The organism is Methanobrevibacter sp. (assembly GCF_045603845.1).
GTDB lineage: Archaea > Methanobacteriota > Methanobacteria > Methanobacteriales > Methanobacteriaceae > Methanocatella.
In genome coordinates, this window is sequence record NZ_JAZUMY010000104.1 from 1 (window position 1) to 20,050 (window position 20,050).

Consider the following 20,050-nt stretch of genomic DNA (forward strand, 5'->3'; position numbering starts at 1 on the left):
AAAGTCTGAATCAAATGATACAACAACAGAAACATTATTATCCATCATTGTTTTTAAAATTGTACAGTCAGAATAGTTAACACTAAGATTATAATATTTAAATAAGTTAAAACTTTCATTATAATCTTCACTGGTAAGAAAAACCACTTTATCCAAGCTTAGTAAAGTATCCAATATTTCATCCAATTCTATTCTATGGTTGTTCTTTTTTAGGCTATTGAGTACTTCCACCAGTACAGTGTTATTTATTAGTTTTCTTTCTTTGTCTATGATTGGCCTTAGTTGATGTGCTTGTTCGTGATAGTCATCATTATCAATCATCAATCCAATCAGGTATGTGCTATCTAAAAATATCATATTTATCTGTAACTACTTTTCTTTAATTCTACGCTGTTAGTTGGTACTTCTGAGTGTGATACTCCATCTAATTTCTCTAAGTTTTTATCTCCTTCAGGTTTATCAAAAGACAACATTGCTTCAATATCACTAATGCTCATTACATTAGTTGGAGTGTCATCCTCTTTAAGACCTTTTAGAATGTACTTATTTGCCAAATCCAATTGTGTAATTCCTGTTTCAACACTTTTCAATTTCAACAATTGTTTAATATCCTCATTTATCCTAATTGTTGTTGCCATCCAAATCACTTCCAAAAATTCATTGTATATTTGTATACTAATATATTTTTATAATAATATATTAATCTTTTGGAAAACATACTTCTGATAGATGCAAAATAATATACTTTTAATCATTGGTTCCTTATAATGCAAGATTAATCCCAATTGTTAAAAAATAGTTATTCTTTTTATTAATTTTTAAGGGTATAAATCACCAATATTGTACTTAACAGGGAATTTTATATTATATTTAGAGCAAAGCCCCAATTTATAATCATTAATATCAAATAAGTTAAATTTCAAATTGTTTTTATCATTTTTAAGTTTAATCTCATCATTAATCAGTATTTCAAAGCTGTCTAATTTTAGGTGAAATCCCAATCCGGTGTATTTCATATAGCTTTCCTTCAAAACCCAATAATTGAAAAATTCATCTGAAGGACATTTGGAGTTCATGATATTTTCATATTCTGAATTATAGAAATAATGTTTAGCTATATTTAAATCAATTGTAGGATCATTATATTCAACATCAACACCAACTTCCATATCAGATATTGCACATGCAACAATTTTACCTGAATGACTTAAATTGAAATGGATATTGTCATTGTTAGATAGACATGCCTTACCAAATTTTCCTATTTCGAAAGCAGGTTGTGTTATATTCTCTTCACTCAATAATTTTTTCAAAAGTAAATACGCACCACAACTAAGCTTTTTATCCTTATCAAATCTAAAATTATCCACTTTTACTTTACGAATTTTAGGCAATAAATTATAAGATTTACTTAAATTTAAATCACTAACATCAACATAAGCTAACTTAATCATCTTTAATCATCAAATACATTAAGGTCATATCATCAAATTGTTCTTGACCGTCAATAAACTTATCAATATCTTCAAGCAATGGTTTGATTGGATCTTTATCATTTTTATAAATATTGAAGAAATCAATTAACCTTTTTTCACCATACATTTCATTATATTTATTATTGGCATCAGTTATTCCATCAGTGTATGCAACAAGTTCACTATCCAAAATGATTTCCTCTTTTTCAAATTTAAAATCATCCATTATTCCCAAAACAAGCCCCTCATTCACTTTTAAAAATTCAAATGAGTTATCATGTTTGATTAATGGAGGGTTATGTCCTGCATTGGCAAATGTCAATTTATGAGTATTTTTATTATAAATTCCCAGCCATAATGTGATGAACATTGCTTCAGAATTGTTTTCACATAACTGATTGTTAAGCGAATACAAAATCTTTGAAGGATTTTTTTCATGCATGAGAAGCTGTTTGATCATGACTTGTGTGATTGTTGCAAGCAATGCTGCGGGAACGCCTTTGCCTGACGCATCTCCAATAACAATAGCCAAATTGTCCCCATCTAATTCATAATAATCAAAGAAGTCTCCACCAACTTCTTTTGCAGGATGGGAATATCCATTAACAATGAAATATTCATTATCAATTGGTTCTAATGGAAGATTTGACTGTTGGATTTTAGTTGCAATATCAAGCTCCGCTTTAATGCGCTCCTTTTCACCTTCAATTTTTTGAATATTTTCAATGTAATAATTATTATGACTGATTAAGTCAGAATAACTTCTGGCTAAAACTCCAATCTCATCATCATTACCCATATATTCAGAATAAATGTTAATCAAACCTTCTGACTCGATTTTCTGATTTTCTTTTACAAAATTTTCAATTTTAGAAAATTTAGTAATAGGTTCAATAACTTTATTTTCAACATATCTCAAAACAGAAAGTGAAGGAATTAAAAATACCAGCAATAAACCATCTGTTACCAATAACATTGATATAACCACATCTTCAGCAGTACCTGACAGATAAACATCTGCCAACTTGATTAAAACGGAATCTGATGAAATGGCTAAACCAATTATAGTGAGAATTAAAATGATTATTAAAAAACGATTCATAATCCTTTCTGGGATTGAGTTTGAATCAACTTCAGAAACATCGGAAGTGAAAGGTTTTGTTAAATAAGCAAATAACAATACAACAAGAACAACCAATTCAACAAGCACAATTGCATTTGTTAAATTAAAAATACAATCTATAATTAATATTATCACAGTGAAAAGAATTATTGAGCATCCTAAAATCTGATATATTTTTTCATGTTCTTGTTTATTGGATTTTTCAGGAACTTCGAAAAAGTTGAAATGTTTAGATAACCAGATTCCAATTATACCAAACATAAATGATGAATTGATAAAATTGACAAAATAGCTAACTCCAATCTTAGAAACGATAGGTATATTATTAGGATAAATTAGATAAACTAACTTTGCATGTGCTATTGCATATAATGCTGCACAAAAAAGAATAATCATAATAAATAAAAGAACATGAGTTGTATTGTCTAATCTTGGTTTTGTAATTTTAACCTTATTGTCGAAGTTATTGTACCATAATTTATATGCCAAATAAGATACACCAAAACCGACAACTGCTGAAGATATGGCTATTGATACAGTATATCCTCTAACCAAATCGCATAAAAAATTTCCGGCAACTGCTCCTATAGCCCCATATGGTCCAAGTAATAATCCTGAAATTAACAATATTCCAACATGAGGAGAATATCCTCCACCAAAGTTTTTGCCGAATGTCAAATAATAAACTCCCAAATTGAAGATTACCATTATAACAAAAGGTATTAATATCTTTTTTATCTTGTCATTCATTATTCCACAATTTTAATTATTTTTAAATGGTTTTCACCATTAACATACTCATATGAAATTTCATCAGACAGTTCTTTTGTAATATGAATTCCCAAACCTCCCACTTCTGCATCATCGATGTTGTTGGGAAGATTCACATCTTCCTTTAAAAGAGGATTAAATTCAATTCCATTGTCAATGAATTCCATTTTTAATGTTTTATCTGTATAATCCACATTGACTTGAATAAAATCAGAATGAGAATAGTTAACAATATTCACAAAGACTTCTTCAACTATCAAATCAACTTGAAAGTCTTCTTTTAAAATGATGCTATGAATAAATTCATTTAATTGATATAAATTATCAATATTAGGAGTTATTTTCAAGAAACTCATTCTATCTTCAATATCTTATCAAATCCGGACATCCTAAATATTTCTTTAATTGCATCATTGACATTTTTAATAACCATAGGAATGTCGTCACTTTTAAGTTTTTTCTGTGTAGCAATCAATACGCGCAATCCTGCACTGGAAATATACTCCAAAGCAGAAAAATCTAAAATTAAAGAGTTGAAATTACCAAATTCATCATTAATTTCTTTTTCCAAATCCTGTGAAGTGATTGTATCTACACGGCCTTCAACAGCCAAAACTAATTCTTTATCATCATATTCTTTTATAATATTCATATTAATCCCAATTTTTCATTTATTTTTTATTAATTTTAAATATTGTGTTGAATAAACATTTATATAATATAAGTGGTGAATTTTATGGAATTTTTTAATTTATCTTCATCTCAAAAGATGTTATTGTTTTCAGAGATAAATAATCCTCATAATGATTCATTTTATCTGAAATTTAGAAAAAATTATTCAAAAACCGATTTTGAATATGTAAAAAAGGCTATTGAACTAATATCTCAAAAATATTTAAATCTACAAATTAAATATGATACAAACGGTGATTTTAAACAATATTATAATGAAAATGATTCTGTTAATGTAGAATCATTTGAAATATCTGAAATGGATTTGAATGGATTTATTGAAGAGTATTTGAAAAATCCATTTGATGGAATTTTTGACTCACCATTGTATAGATGGGCAGTTCTGAAAACTGAAAACACAACAGTTCTCATTGGTGTTGTTCAGCACATATTGCTTGACGGAACTTCATTGTTTTCAATAATTCCACAGGAAATCGATAAAGTGATTGATTGCATTAAAAACAATGAAAAATATATTCCAATTGATTATTCCTATGAAACATATGTTGAAAAGGAATTGGAATATTTAAACTCCTCTGAAGCCATCGCCGATAAGAAATACTGGTTAAATACATTGAAAAATTATAATTCTGACTGGTATACATTTGATAATTCGCAACTTGGATTTTTGGAAGTCAAGTTAACCGAAATTCCGCAATTCAATTATTCACCATTCATCACTGCATTAGCACTTAACTTCTTATACTTTGCCAAATCCAAAAAAGACAACTTGTTATTCAGAGATTTGGTAATGAACACTTCAGTTCATGGAAGATACTTTGGCCAAGAAAATGCCTTAGGAATGTTTGTAAATACCATTCCATTAAGATTAGAATATGATGAAGAATTAACTTTTGAAGAATTGCTTGCCTATTCGAAATCTGTTCTAAAAGAAGGTTTGGCTCATGCAAAACTGCAATTCAGCGAATATACAACAGATTTAAGAAATCAGAATATTGATCCTGATTGCATTTCAATGGTTTCAATTGTATCCAATTCAACAGATTATGATTCAAAATTCCTGACTTTACAAAAAGACATAAAATTTCCACTACACTTTAGAATAAACAAAAATTACTCAGATAAAAATGGATTACAATCAATATTTATAGAATATAATAAATCCTGTTTTAATAAAGTGGAAATTCAGGAAATTGCGAATGGAATTCAGGATTTAGCAAAACAGGTTATGAAAGATTCATCCATAAAATGCAAGGATTATAATGTTGATATTGTTGACTTTTTCAAGGCAGAAAACTACTATAACAACTTAATCAACTCTTTTGATAATCCAACCACAATTTCACCTGATGTTAATGGTGATAAAATAAATTATGTATCAATATCCAAGACAATAGATGTTGAAAATCTAAAGCAACTGTCTGGTAAATTTAATTTATCAAAAGAGAAGATATTGCTTGCAACATTCTTATTTAACTTAACCAAATTTGCTTTTTCGAAAGATATTCTGATATCTTATAATAAATTAGCTTGCGGATACCATTTCAATACTGATTTAAGCGTCAATGAATATCTAAATGATTTCACCGGTCAATTTAGAGAATATCATGGATATCCCTTATTAAATAATCATAAATTGGATTTTTCAAGTGAAATATTATTCTACACTGATGACTATGCTGAAAAAGACTATAAATTCGTATTCAACTTTGAAAGTGGAAAAATCCACATTAGCTATGATGAATCATTCTATTCCAAAGAACTAATGGAAGCATTCTTAAATGGAATTAATGTATTGTTGTCAAAATTCAATTCTTCTGATAAATTACTGAAAAATATTTCCATTCGTGAAGAGATTGAGTTGGATGAGGATTTTGAAATCAAACTTGCCAATGAAGGAATAATCACAGACATGTTTGAAAATATAACTTCAGAAAATCCAGATAAAACTATCCTTATTGCTGAAGATGGCGAGCTAACATATGATGAATTAAATAAAAAAGTTAATAGAATTGCCAATGGATTAATCAAGCGTGGAGTAAACATTGAAGATAGAATAATGTTTATGATGAGAAGAAACAGCGATTTGATAGCGACTGTTTTAGGTATTGTTAAGGCAGGTGCGGCTTTCATACCGATTGATCCAAATTATCCAAAAAACAGAATCAACCAGATATTGGAAGACAGTGACTCCAAATTTGTCATTACCAGTTCACAAATCGAATATAATGGAGAAAATAGAATTGATGTTAATGAATTGCTTTTAGAAGAAGATGATTCCAATCCCAAAGTTGATTTAACATCAGATAACCTATGTTTCTTAATATATACTTCAGGTTCAACTGGAAAACCAAAAGGAGTGATGATTACTCAAAGAGGAATCTCAAACTATATTGCAAATGTAAAAGAGAATGTTCCAATTTATGAACTAAACAACAAATGCAATAAATTCATTTCAATTTCCACTGTATCATTTATTGTATTCTTAAGAGAAATATTCGGTACAATATTAAATGGACTGCCTGTTGTATTTGCCAATGATGAACAGGCTATTGATCCGTTGGAACTGGTGCAGTTATTCAGAGATACTGATGCAGAAGGTTTCGGATCAACACCAACAAGATTACTGGAATACCTGCAGCTTGAAGAAATTCAAAACGTTGTCGGCAGATGCAAAGTCATTATTGTAGGTGGAGAAGGATTCCCACCAGTATTGTATAACAGATTATCAAAATACACAGATGCAGATATCTACAATTCTTACGGACCAACAGAAGTGACAATAGCATCACATTACAAACTGATGAACAGTCCTGAAGTCACTGCAGGCTGGCCTATGCTTAATGTAGTTGATAAAATCATGGACATTGATGGAAATCAACTGCCTGCATACGTACCTGGTGAAATCTATGTAGGTGGAGCAGGAATCGCAAGAGGCTATCTAAACAACCCCGAACAAACGGAAAAAGTGTTCATGACATTGAATAATATTCCATATTACAATACTGGAGATTTAGGTAAAAAAGATGATTCCGGTGAGTTATATGTTCTTGGAAGAAATGATACTCAAATTAAACTCAGAGGTTTAAGAATTGAATTGTCTGAAATTGAAGGAGCAATCGCAAATTATGAAAATATAACTCTTTCCAAAGTAGTAGTTAAAAAAATCAATTCAGTAGAACACTTATGCGCTTATTTCACAGCCACAATCGATATTAATATTGATGAATTAAAACAACATTTGATTGATTCAATTCCTGAATATATGGTACCTTCATATTTCACACAAATGGAGGAATTCCCAAAAACACCAAACGGAAAAACAGACTTTAAAAACTTACCAGATCCAATAATTGATAATGATGATTTCATCAATCCAAGAAATGAAATTGAAACAAAGATATATGAAATCGTGTCAGAAATTTTAGGTATTGATGAATTTGGTGTTAATACTGACCTATTCAGCATAGGATTGACTTCACTGTCAGTCATACAATTGACTTCTTCAATTTACAATAAGCTAAACGCTCAATTGAATGTTACTGAAATTTTAAACTATAAAACCATAGAAAAAATTGCATCAGAAATTAAAATCGATGCCTCTGAAAATGATGAAGTCCAGGAGCTATATCCATTAACTTCAAATCAGCTAGGAGTTTACTTTGACTGTATTAAAAATCCGGAAAGTCTAGCATACAACCTTCCGAAAAAAATCCAATTTACAAATGCAATTGATGCAAGTAAACTTAAATCATCCATTGTCAATGTAATCAACAATCATCCATACCTAAAAACAAGAATAATCATGGAAAACGGAGAGGTTTATCAGCAAAGAAGAGACAATTTGAAAGTTGATGATTTAATTAAAATTGTCGATGAAATCAATCTGGATGACTTCATAAAACCATTTAATCTTGAAGAAGGTCCATTATTCAGATTTAAAATAGTTGGCGATTCAATGCTGCTGGCTGACTTCCACCATATCATTGTAGATGGAACCTCCTTGAACATTCTTTTTGATGAAATCGCAAAGGAATATGATGGAAAAGACTATGACACAGAAGAAATCAATGGTTTTGATTATGCTTTAAGTGAAGAAAAGGTTAAGGAGTCTTCATTATATGAGGAATCCAAATTATTCTTCTACAATAAAATTAAAGAGTTCGACGAAGCGACATTGATGACTCCGGATTTGAGCGGTGATGAAAATAAAGGAAAAGCATTAGAAAAAACAATATTTATACAAAAAGACAATATTGATGAATTCTGCGCCAAACAATCAATTACTCAAAACAATCTGTTTTTAGCGGCATCATCATTTGTTTTATCAAAATTCGTCTATGATAAAAAATTGTTAATAGCAACAATTACAAACGGAAGATTTGAGTTCAACCAACAAAAAACATTAGCCATGATGGTTAAAACCCTCCCATTAACTTTAAATTTAAATTCTGAATTATCATTGGATGAATTCTTTAGTTATGTTAATAAAGAATGGCTGGAAGTATTGACTCATTCATCCTATCCTCTGACAAAGATTTCAGATGAGTATGGATTCACTCCGGACTTTTTATATGCTTTCCACGGCAAAATAATTGAAGATTTAAAAATCAACGGAGAAAAGGTTGCAAGGCAATCTCTAGAAGAGGACAACCTTAAATTCAAATTAAATCTAAACATTGTAGAAGAAAACGATGAATATAAAGTTTTCATCAGATACAATGATCAATTGTATTCAGATGTGTTGATTCAAACATTTTTGGATAGTCTTTCTATTGTCATTGATAAATTCATTGATTTAAATCAAAAAACTCAACTTAAAGATATCTCAATAATTAAACAGAACCAAATATCCAAGGAAGACCTCAACTTTGTAGAATTGGATGAGTACAGGTTAAATAAGATATTTGAAAAACAGGTTGACCTTTATCCTAATGATATTGCAATATATGCCGAAGATGGAAATTTCACTTTTTCTGAGTTAAACGAACGTGCAAATAGAATAGCTAATGCTTTGATTAGGAGAGGCGTTGGTGCTGAAGACAAAGTAATGTTTATCTTAAAAAGAAACAGTAATGTTTTCGCATCAATATTCGGTATTCTAAAGTCCGGTGCAGCATTCATACCAATCGATTCAGATTATCCGAAAGACAGAATCGAGCACGTATTGACAGACAGCGATTCAAAATTCATCATTGTTGATGATATCATTAATATAAAAAACATTGATTTAACCGATTATGAAGAAAATATCATCCCATTAGATGATTTGCTTAAAGAAAACAATGTTTCCAATCCTAATCCTGAATTAAAAGCAGATAATCTTGCATATATCATTTATACTTCAGGTTCAACAGGACTTCCTAAAGGCGTAATGCTGGAACATAAAAATCTTGCAAACTTTGTCTATCCGGACCCTAAAAACATTTACACATACGACCTTGCAACAAATGGAAAAGCTGAAAATTATAAGGCATTGTCAATTTCAACGGTGGCATTTGACATGTTGCTTCAGGAAACAATGACTGCAATGTTAAATGGCATTCCGATTGTATTTGCTAATGATGATGAATATAAAAATCCAATAACATTATGTGATTTAATAAACAGGACTGGAGCTAACGTTTACAGTGGTACTCCTTCCAGATTGCTGCAATATCTTGAACTTGATGATTTGAATGATGCATTCTCCAAATTCAAAATATTTGCTGTAGGGGGTGAAGGATTCCCTGCACAGTTATTGGAAGCACTGAAAGATATTGATGCTAAAGTGTATAATATTTACGGACCTACTGAAACAACGGTATGCTGTAACAATCGTCTGATTGAAGATGGTGAACTTAAAATAGGTAAACCTTTATTCAATGTATATGAATCTATTATGGATTTGGATGCTAATCCATTACCTCCTAATGTGATGGGCGAGTTGTATATTGCAGGATTAGGTGTTTCTAGAGCATACTTGAACCGTCCGGAAAATAATGCAAAAGCATACACTGAAATTAATGGCATCAGATTCTATAAATCTGGAGATTATGCTAAACTGCATGAAGATGGGGACATTTCCATTTATGGACGTTTGGACAATCAGATTAAACTCAGGGGATTGAGAATAGAGATTGGTGAGATAGAATCGATAATGTCTGATTTTGAACCGATTAATTCATTGGCAGTTGTTGTAAGAAAAATCAAGGATAATGATCATTTATGCGCATATTTCACAGTTAATGATGAATATAAAGTTGAAAATTTAAGTCCTAATGAGTTTTCATTTGATATTGAAGAATTAAAGTCACTGCTTAGTGAAAAATTGACTTATTACATGGTTCCTACAGTTTATATGGAATTGGATGAAATGCCTCAGACATTAAACGGTAAAACTGATTTGAAGAATCTGCCTGAACCTGAATTGATTACTGAATATATTGCTCCTGAAAATGAGGTTGAAGCGTTCTTTGCAAATACATTTGCAGAGGTTTTAGGTCTGGATGAAGTTAGTGTTGAAGATAATTTCTTTGAAATTGGAGGCACTTCACTGCTAGTAACTAAAATTACTATGGCTGCTTTAAACCGTAATTATGAATTGAGTTATGGGGATTTCTTTAAAAATCCAACTCCAAGAATGCTTTCAGAATTCATTTTGGAAAATGAAGGTGGTGACTCTGCAAAAACAAGCAAATATGATTATTCCAAAATCAATAACTTATTGAAGAAAAATAATTTGGAATCCATGATTAATGGAAAATTAGATGAAGATTTAGGAAATGTTTTATTGACTGGTGCTACAGGATTTTTAGGTATTCATGTTTTAAAGGAACTTCTGGAATCTGAATCAGAAATGATTTACTGCTTTGTAAGGTCAAGAGGTGATTTGTCTGGTTATGATAGATTGAAATCATTATTCTTCTATTACTTTGCAGATGATTTCAATGAAAAATTGTTCGATGAAAGATTGGAAGTAGTTGAAGGAGATATCACTGACTTCAAATACTTTGAAGAAATCATTTCATTTAATATCGATACTATCATCAACTGTGCTGCTAATGTAAAACACTTTTCATCCGGAACAGACATTGAAGATATTAACCTTGGTGGAGTGGTGAATGGATTGAAGTTTGCCCGTATGAAAAATGCCAAATATGTGCAGGTTTCAACATACAGTGTCGCCGGTGAAAGCATTGACAACTTCCCACCATTGGATGTCAACTATACTGAACAGGATTTGTATATTGGTCAGGGAATTGACAACCAGTATATTGACAGTAAGTTTTTAGCTGAAAGGGCTGTGCTTGAAGCTGCTGTTGAAGATGATTTGGATATTAAGATTATGAGGGTTGGTAATTTGATGGCCAGAAGTTCAGACAGTGAATTCCAAATTAATTTCGAGTCCAATGGATTTATCAATCGTTTAAAGGCATTTGTTACTATGGGCTGTATGCCGTATGAAATGTTGTCCAATAATGTGGAATTCAGCCAGATCGATATGACTGCCAAATCCATTGTGGCATTGTCCAAAACACCAAAAGAGTGCATTGTCTTCCATGCTTATAATTCCCATGTCATATCTTTTGCTGATATTGTTGAGATTATCAGACCTTTAGGTTTAAATATAAAACCGTGTGAAAATGATGAATATGAGAATGCTTTAAAAGATGCATTGGCAGATAAAACCAAACAAGAAGGTGTTTCTGGATTGATTACTTCTGTCGGTTCTGGAAAAACCAAAAAACAATGGGTTCCAGTTGAAAACAAATATACTACCCAAGTATTGTATCGTTTAGGTCTTAACTGGCCATTAATTTCAGAAGAGTATATTTACAATTTTGTTAAATATTTGGATGAACTTGATTTCTTTGGTAATTAGAGGGTTTTAGCAATGTATGAGAGAAATTATGATTTATTGAAAAGTAAGTTTGGTGAGTTTTTCCTGCCAACTTTATTTACTTCCATGGCTGGAAATATTTGTCTGTTTGTTGATTCTTTGATTGTGAGTTTTTTGATTGGATCATCAAACCTTTCTGCAATTCAGTTGGTTGCTCCGGTAATTACATTCGTTAATTTAATTTACTGGATGATTGGATTGGGCGGCAGTGTATTGTGTTCTGTTTCAAAAGCGGAATTCAATGATGATAAAAGCAATAGTTACTTTTCGGTTTCGATTATTTCTCTTTTAGCTATTGGAATTCTGATTACTATTGTGGGACTGCTATTTTCTGGCAGTATTGTGCAATTTCTGTGTTCCTCACAGCCGGAATTGAATCCTTTAGTTAGTCAATATTTTGTGATGATAATTTTAGGAATGCCCTTTTTATGTTATATGATGAGTTTATCTTATTTCATTCGTGCTGACGGAATTCCTAATTTACCTTTTAGGGCAATTCTTCTTGCAAATATTGTTAACATATGCTGTGATGTATTATATATGGGCGTCTTTAAAATTGGATTGGGTGGTGCTGCATTAGCTACTACAACCGGCTATGCAGTAGGTTCCATATTCATATCATATTACTTCTTTAAATCAGAACGTACTTTGCAGTTTATCAGATTAAAATTAAACTCCATTTTTGCATATCTCAAAGAGATTATCACTTCAGGTTTTTCTTCAGCCTCAACCCAACTGTATTTAACTTTAAAATTATTTGTTTTAAATTCATTGATAGGAATTTATATTGGAAAGTCAGGTTTGGTTGCATTTGGAATCTGTTATAATAGTCTATTTATTTTGTATATGTTTTTAATTGGAACTGCTCAAACAATGTCTCCAATCGTATCAGTTTACTTTAAAGAGGAAGATTATTCTGGAGTTAACTTTATTCTTAAAAGATCTTTGAAGATTGTTTTGGCTTCAAGTCTGATACTGTCAGCATTATTTATTGTTTATCCTCAATCATTGCTGATGTTGTATAGTGTTAAAAATCCTGCTGATGTTCCTGTTGTATTGAATGCTTTAAGGATATTTGCAGTAAGTTATGTTGGAACAGCTATTACATTTTTATATACTTTCTATGCTCAGGCTATTCAGGAAAATACAATTTCAACCTTAATTTCATTATTGGAAGGTTTTATTCTTCCTGTTGCATTGTCATTTGGATTGTCCGCAGTGTTGGGTGGAGATGGAATTTGGATTTCCTTTGCAATTGTTGAAGCAATAACCATCTTATTTATATTTGCATATTCAAGATATTACAATAAGAAGAGTAATGGAGAATATAAGGGCTTTTTCATCAATAGGATCAATGATAGTGAAAATGTGTTTGAACATACTATAAATGGCAATATTGAAGATGCTGTGAGTTTGGCTCGTGATGTTCAGAATTATTTAAAGGATTCAAAATCATCAGCAATCGTTGCTTTGGCAATCGAGGAAATGTTGGTTAATATTATCAATACTAATGAAAAGATTGATTTCATTGATGTTATTGTCAGAAACAATGAGGAGAATGTTTTAGTTTCCATTAAAGATAGTGGTGTTGAATTTAATCCGATTGTTGAAAATGATGATTTGAAATTTGACAACATTGGCATGTTAAATAAAGTTGCAAGTAAAATTGATTATTCAAGGGTTTTGGGATTAAACAGTACTGTAATAACTATTGATGAAAATAATCATTAATAATAATGGAATTATACAATTAAAATTAATAACAAAAGTTTTATTTATAATTTCAAAAATAGATTTATATGAAAAATATTTTTCAAAGAGCCCTATAAGTATACAATATTTTAATCTTATTTGGAAACATAAAAATTATTCCTAATAAAAATGTTAGTTCATCAAGAATGTATAAACCAATTTTAATTAATTTTATTTAAAACTTCTTTAATGAAATATTCATGAATTAAAGTATTTTCTGTTAATTCCGGATGAAATGATATTGCAATATTGTGGCCCTGTTGAATTGCAACTATCTCACCATCATACTCTGATAACACTTTAATATCATCTTTTGTTTCATCATAAGATTCAATTGCAGGTGCCCTTATAAATACGCCTAAGAATTTTTGACCTAAGATATCTATTGGTTGTTCAAATGAATCTTTTTGCCGTCCATAATTATTTCGTTTCACCGAAATATCCATCAATCCCAACAATGATTGATTAAAATCTGTTTTTTTACCTAGCAATACCATTCCTGCACAAGTTCCAAATACCGGTATGTTATTGTCTTTAATTACTTTATCAATTCCTCTTTTACAAATGAGTTTACCAATTACTGTGCTTTCTCCACCTGAGATTATTATTCCATCACATGCCTCGACATCTTCTGCATATCTTACGGATTCTACTTTGACATCTACACCTAATTTTTTAACAGCTTTTTTTGCCATGTCATAATGTTCTGAAACTGCACCCTGCAAATTTAAGATTCCTATTTTAGCCATATTCACACCAAAATATTCTTAAAATAAAAAAGGAGGAAATTAAATTCCCCGATCTTGCATTCTATTAGCTTCTGTTAAAGTTGACACATCCAATCCTTTCATAGCATCCCCTAAACCTTTGGACACTTCAGCCAATACTTCAGGTTTATCATAGTTTGCTGTTGCTTCAACAATTGCCTTTGCAAATGCTTCAGGATTATTAGATTTGAAAATTCCTGAACCTACAAATATGCCATCAGATCCTAGTTGCATCATAAGGGATGCATCTGCAGGAGTTGCAATACCTCCAGCTGCAAAGTTTACAACAGGCAATTTTCCAAGCCCTGCAGTTTCTTTTACAAGTTCAATTGGAGCATCAATGTTTCTTGCATATTTCCAAAGTTCTTCTTCCTGCATTCCTTGGATAATTCTGATTTCGCCCATCACCCTTCTCATATGACGGACTGCTTCTACAATGTTTCCAGTACCAGGTTCTCCTTTAGTACGAATCATTGCTGCACCTTCATCAATTCTTCTTAATGCTTCGCCCAAGTCACGTGCACCACATACAAATGGTATTGTGAATTCTTTTTTGTTAATGTGATATTCTTCATCAGCAGGAGTTAATACTTCACTTTCATCTATCATATCTACTCCAAGAGTTTCTAAAATTTGTGCTTCAGCAATATGGCCAATTCTTGTTTTTGCCATTACCGGAATAGATACAGCATCGACAACCTCTTCTACAATAGTTGGGTCTGCCATTCTTGCCACTCCTCCAGCGGCACGAATATCTGCAGGCACCTTTTCAAGCGCCATTACTGCAACAGCACCAGCATCTTCTGCAATTCTTGCTTGTTCTGCATTTACCACATCCATAATGACTCCACCTTTTGTCATTTTAGCAAACCCTTCTTTTAACACATCAGTTCCTTTTTTTACCATGTAATCTTCTCCATTAAAAATATAGATTTATTTTCTTTATATACAACTCAATTTATTAATCGAATACTCATAATCTTTTCACAGAACAGGATGGTTATGATTTATCCACCTGCCAAGATTGTTTTTCTTCCTTCTTTTGAAATTTCTTCTTTTTTAAATTCTACATTGAATTTAACATTTTCAATTGTTTCTTTTAATGCTTCAAGGGTTTCGTTTCTATGAGAACCTAAAACAGCAACTAAAAACAATGTATCTCCTGTGTAAAATTCACCAATATAATGAACAACTGAAATTTCATGAACATTATATTTGATTTTAGTATTGTCAACTATTTTCCCAATTTCCTCTACAGTTTTTTCAACATCAGGAGTTGATAAAATCAACTTTTCCAAATGCATATTCTCATCTTTTCCACGAACCATTCCTTCAAAAGTGAAAATCACCCCTGAATAATCAATTTTATTACTTTTTTTCAAATCAGCAATTAAATCAGCTGTTGTAATCTTATCATCTTTAGCTTTTATAACTTGTACAACCATTAAAATCACCATTTATTTAAATAAAAATTAAAAATAAGAGGTTTTTCAAACCCCCTCTATTTCATTCAGATTTTCAATTTGTTTGTCAAAATCATTTAACTTGCGGGCAAGCCCCTCAAAGTAGGGAATATATACTTTTGAAAATGCCAATCTATTCGGATTTTCATCAGCATTTGCAATCTGTGTTTTCACCCTTTCGATTTTACGTTCAACTTCATCATACATTAAATCACCAGGGAATTCACCAATAAATACTCCATCTGCACCGTTATCAAGTGCATGTTTAATATGGCTAGGCCTTACACGATTAACAGAGTGAACTTTTATTATATGTATTGATTCCGGATAATTCAGTCTATTAACTCCAATATTGTCCGCTGCAGTATAACCTATAGTATCCAGGAATACCAATATGATACGTTCATCTTCCACTTTTTTAGACAATACACCATTAATTGTAGCGAATATCTTCTCATCAATATTACCGTTAATGTTGATTGCACCATGTTGACAAACAGTTAAGCATTTTCCACAACCGTCACAACTCATCGGATCCAAGACCAATTCATCATCAATAATGCTTAAAGCCTTAAATTTACATTTAGCTAAACAATCCCCACATAATTGACATTTTTCATAGTCAATATCCGCAATGAATGGTTCAATTTCCACTCCACCATGATTGTATTCACTTACTTTAGATGCTGCGGCTGTTGCTTGCATTATTGAATCAGTAATATCCTTAGGATCTTGTGCAGTACCACAAACAAATACTCCCTGAACATCCGTTGTAACCGGTTTAATTTTTGGATGTGATTCTTTGATGAATGAATCCTCTGTAGTTCCAATGTTTAGGATTTCTGCAATTTCCTTAGTTCCTTCAGAGGGTTCCATCGCTGTTGAAAGTACAACCATATCACATTCAATTTCTTCAAATTCCCCTTTAATGGTGTTTTCAACACGTACAATGAAATTATCCTCTTTAACAGCAACTTCACCTGGTCTGCCCCTTAAGAACCTAACTTCATTTGATTGTGTATGTTTATAGTATTTTTCAAACATTCCTGGAGTTCTCACATCAGTATAACAGATTAAAACATCAGTATCAGGATACTTGTGTTTAATGATGTTTGCATTTTTAGATGCGACCGAACAGCATATTTTAGAACAATACTTATGCCCATCCGGCTTTTCATCCCTTGAACCTACACATTGAATCATCACAACTCTTTTTGGAACTTCACCATTCGCTTTCAATAATTTACCTTTTGTGGGTCCATTTACTCCAGTTATACGTCCAAGTTCTGCTTGTGTAATAATATCCGGATGTCTTTTATAGGAGTAATCGGGCCTTTTATTAGGGTCTATCAATTGATGTCCGGTAGCTATTATAACAGAACCTACCTGAAGCGGAACTTTCTCAGGTTTTTGTTTTAGAGAAATCGCATCCATCATACATTGACGTTTACACTCGCCGCACTTTGTACATGCATCCCCGTCAATTACATATGCTTCAGGATAGGATTGTCCATATGGCCTATAAATTGCTTTCCTTAAAGATAAGCCTTCATTCCAGTCATCGGGAACATTGACTTCACAGACATCACTACATTTTCCGCATGCAATACATTTATCAACGTCAACAAATCTTGGGGATTTCTCCACAATAAGATTATATGTTCCAGCATGACGATTGGCAGTGATAACCTTTGAGTTAGTCCAAACAGTTATGTTTTCATTCCATACCAAATCATTTAGAATAGGATTAAGCAAACACATACCACATTCTTCAGCAATTTTTACAGGAGAGAAAACTTTTCCGATTTTAGCCATATGCCCGCCCAATGTTGGTGACTGTTCGATAATAGTGACTTTTGTTCCCTGGCGTGCAAGGGATAATGCCGCATTCATTCCAGCAATCCCTCCCCCAATAACAGCCACTTCATCAGGAGTTTGACAATAAATAGGATTAACCTCATCTGATTGCTTGACCTTTTCTATAGATGCATTAATAAGTGTAATAGCTTTTTTTGTAGCCTTCTTTTTATCCTCATGAACCCAAGAACATTGTTCCCTAATATTTGCCATATCCATCAAATAAGGATTTAGAGGTTTTACATAATCTTGAAATGTTTTTTCATGACTTATAGGTGAACATGCCCCAATTACAACCCTATCCAAATGATGTTCGATGATTGCATCACGTATGATTTTACGTCCATTTAATGAGCATAAATTTTCAAATTTTTCTATTACCTCAACATCAAGTGATTGTCTGACTTCATCCAAATCTACAGTATCGGAGATGTTTCCACCACATTCACATAAGAAAACGCCAATTTTCAAATCTCCACTCATGATTCAACCTCCTTTAATTCTGTAATCACAGAATCGATTTTGGAAGTGTGTGCCTGAACACCGACGACACTCTCCCAATCAGCACCCATTGCAATAGCAATGAATTGGGAAATATTCAAGTGAATCGCTTTAAATTCCCTGCCTTCCCTTTTAGAGATTAATGGTTGGTATCTGTCAAATTGTATATGGCAATTAGGACATAAATGCACTACAATTTCTACACCTTCATCCTTAAGTGAATTCATTTTATCTGCTGTAGCTGTAAATGATAAATCTGGATTAGAATATCTTTGTCTAAATCCTGTACCGCAAGAGGCTCTTTTATGATCATACCATCCAATTGTTTTGCATCCGCATGCTTCAATGAGTTCATCAATTATATTCGGATCTCTTACACCCGCAATAGTATCTTCATAATGAACTTTGCAGTAATGACACCCATGGTGGGTAGCTATCTTGTATTGGCTTAAATCATATTTAATATGCTTTTTAATTTCATCTTTTTTACCATATAAAATATCTACAAAATGAAATATATTTTCTGTAGGTGTCAAATCATTCTTTTCATATTTTAAATGATCCAAACCATTTTCTTCAAATAAAGTATTGATTTCATCCCGTAAGTCATCTTTATTATTTAATAACTTAACAGATTTTTTGTTAATTGCATAGCATGTAGCGCACATCATTACAAGATTCGGTCTTCCAAGATTTTGAGCAACTTTAAAATTACGTGCACCAATTGCAGTTGTTGAAACTTGATCAAAAACATCAGAATAATGCCCTAATCCAGTACAACAGGTCTGTTTTTCTGAAATGCCATAATCAATACCTAACTTTTCAAAAACATATTTAGTTGAGGATTCAATGCCCGGATACTCTACACTTACAAGACAACTTCTAAACAGAAGGAGATTTTTATCTGGAATATCTTTCATTTATTGGCCTCCTCTTCTTGTGATTTTCTAATATTTTCCATTCTTTGCTTAAATCCAGTAATTGTTAAAATTAAACTAACTTCATCAATTACATCTTCTGGAGGCATTAATGGCGGATAAAGATTTAATTTATCTCTGTTTTCTTCCAATTTTTCAAATCTAATCTCTTCCCATCCGGGGACATCTTTTGCAATATCATCAAAAAATATTTCCGGGATTGCCCCTATTGCAGCATCAAAATATGAGTCAGCAAATCCAAGATATTCATAAAGCTTATCCCATCCTATGCCCTGGTTTATTGCAAATTGTTTTAATATTTGATTTACTTCACAAACACTGTTCCCAACTGGACATACACTATGACAGGTATAACAATAAAAACAATTCCATAAATAATCTTCATGCATTATTGTTTCATCACCGTCAAGAACTCTTTCAATAATTTCTCGAGGATTATATTCAGAATGGCGTGCTGCAGGACATGTGGAAGTGCATAAACCACATTGCACACATTTCAGGACACCATCATCCCGAGTATTCTTTACATTAGCTATTATATCTTCTGCAAAATTAATGGGAGCGCCATTAATCTTCTGTTGAGTAGTCATTAAAACCACCTCACTACAAAGTAAATTCCTGTGTTTCAATTAACTTTTTCAACTGATTAGATAATTTATTTCCTCTTAATCTATCAGATTGTCTACAGATAATTGGCACGTTGACTAATTTGTCATTAATTTCCAAATCAACATCGCCGGTATTCATGTCAAATGCATCATTCTTACAGAAGTGAGCACATAATCCACATCCAAAGCACCTTGTCAAATCCAATCTTTCATTTGCAAA

General features: G+C 31.7%; 15 protein-coding genes. 2 read left to right on the forward strand and 13 right to left on the reverse strand.

Annotated features, from left to right (window positions below):
* From ACKI2W_RS10310 to ACKI2W_RS10335, 6 genes are all read right to left on the reverse strand, one after another.
* Positions 1–357, reverse strand: a 357-nt coding sequence (locus tag ACKI2W_RS10310; RefSeq protein ID WP_407381833.1) for a type II toxin-antitoxin system VapC family toxin, incomplete at its 3' end; no start/stop codon positions are given.
* 2 nt (positions 358–359) lie between these two features.
* Positions 360–638: a hypothetical protein gene (locus tag ACKI2W_RS10315; protein WP_292802531.1), complete on the reverse strand. Its 279-nt coding sequence runs from the start codon at positions 636–638 to the stop codon at positions 360–362.
* Between the two features lie 180 nt (positions 639–818).
* The gene (locus ACKI2W_RS10320; protein ID WP_407381836.1) at positions 819–1,454 is read right to left on the reverse strand and encodes a 4'-phosphopantetheinyl transferase family protein; all 636 of its coding nucleotides are present in this window, start codon (positions 1,452–1,454) and stop codon (positions 819–821) included.
* Positions 1,447–3,348 carry a PP2C family protein-serine/threonine phosphatase gene (locus ACKI2W_RS10325; protein ID WP_407381838.1) on the reverse strand — a complete coding sequence of 634 codons (1,902 nt, stop codon included), beginning with the start codon at positions 3,346–3,348 and terminating at the stop codon, positions 1,447–1,449. The genes ACKI2W_RS10320 and ACKI2W_RS10325 overlap by 8 nt, the downstream gene beginning before the upstream one ends.
* Positions 3,348–3,725 (reverse strand): ATP-binding protein, encoded by a 378-nt coding sequence (locus tag ACKI2W_RS10330; protein ID WP_292802540.1) that lies wholly within the window; start codon positions 3,723–3,725, stop codon positions 3,348–3,350. The genes ACKI2W_RS10325 and ACKI2W_RS10330 overlap by 1 nt, the downstream gene beginning before the upstream one ends.
* Positions 3,722–4,021, reverse strand: coding sequence for an STAS domain-containing protein (locus tag ACKI2W_RS10335; RefSeq protein ID WP_292798703.1), 300 nt, complete (start codon positions 4,019–4,021; stop codon positions 3,722–3,724). The genes ACKI2W_RS10330 and ACKI2W_RS10335 overlap by 4 nt, the downstream gene beginning before the upstream one ends.
* Positions 4,022–4,105: 84 nt before the next feature.
* Here ACKI2W_RS10335 and ACKI2W_RS10340 point away from each other — a divergent pair, with 84 nt between their 5' ends.
* Together ACKI2W_RS10340 and ACKI2W_RS10345 are read left to right on the forward strand one after the other, a co-directional pair.
* On the forward strand, positions 4,106–11,926 hold the full coding sequence (locus tag ACKI2W_RS10340) for an amino acid adenylation domain-containing protein (protein WP_407381841.1): 7,821 nt from the start codon (positions 4,106–4,108) through the stop codon (positions 11,924–11,926).
* A 12-nt stretch (positions 11,927–11,938) separates the two neighbouring features.
* Complete coding sequence (locus ACKI2W_RS10345) at positions 11,939–13,675, forward strand: MATE family efflux transporter (RefSeq protein ID WP_407381843.1); 1,737 nt, start codon at positions 11,939–11,941, stop codon at positions 13,673–13,675.
* A 182-nt stretch (positions 13,676–13,857) separates the two neighbouring features.
* Here ACKI2W_RS10345 and pdxT read toward each other — a convergent pair whose 3' ends face one another.
* The 7 genes from pdxT to ACKI2W_RS10380 all read right to left on the reverse strand — a co-directional run.
* Positions 13,858–14,445: a pyridoxal 5'-phosphate synthase glutaminase subunit PdxT gene (gene pdxT / locus ACKI2W_RS10350; protein WP_407381845.1), complete on the reverse strand. Its 588-nt coding sequence runs from the start codon at positions 14,443–14,445 to the stop codon at positions 13,858–13,860.
* A 39-nt stretch (positions 14,446–14,484) separates the two neighbouring features.
* On the reverse strand, positions 14,485–15,369 hold the full coding sequence (gene pdxS, locus ACKI2W_RS10355) for a pyridoxal 5'-phosphate synthase lyase subunit PdxS (RefSeq protein ID WP_407381847.1): 885 nt from the start codon (positions 15,367–15,369) through the stop codon (positions 14,485–14,487).
* Positions 15,370–15,470: 101 nt separating this feature from the next.
* A complete protein-coding gene (locus tag ACKI2W_RS10360) occupies positions 15,471–15,908 on the reverse strand; it encodes a molybdenum cofactor biosynthesis protein MoaE (protein ID WP_405306946.1) in 438 nt (145 codons plus the stop codon).
* Positions 15,909–15,953: 45 nt separating this feature from the next.
* The gene (hdrA, locus tag ACKI2W_RS10365; RefSeq protein WP_407381849.1) at positions 15,954–18,266 is read right to left on the reverse strand and encodes a ferredoxin:CoB-CoM heterodisulfide reductase subunit HdrA; all 2,313 of its coding nucleotides are present in this window, start codon (positions 18,264–18,266) and stop codon (positions 15,954–15,956) included.
* Positions 18,263–19,204, reverse strand: coding sequence for a ferredoxin:CoB-CoM heterodisulfide reductase subunit HdrB (gene hdrB, locus ACKI2W_RS10370; protein WP_407381851.1), 942 nt, complete (start codon positions 19,202–19,204; stop codon positions 18,263–18,265). The genes hdrA and hdrB overlap by 4 nt, the downstream gene beginning before the upstream one ends.
* On the reverse strand, positions 19,201–19,812 hold the full coding sequence (gene hdrC, locus ACKI2W_RS10375) for a ferredoxin:CoB-CoM heterodisulfide reductase subunit HdrC (protein ID WP_407381853.1): 612 nt from the start codon (positions 19,810–19,812) through the stop codon (positions 19,201–19,203). Before hdrC ends, hdrB begins: the two co-directional genes overlap by 4 nt.
* Positions 19,813–19,825: 13 nt before the next feature.
* On the reverse strand, positions 19,826–20,050 hold a 225-nt coding region (locus ACKI2W_RS10380; RefSeq protein ID WP_407381855.1), incomplete at its 5' end, for a 4Fe-4S binding protein.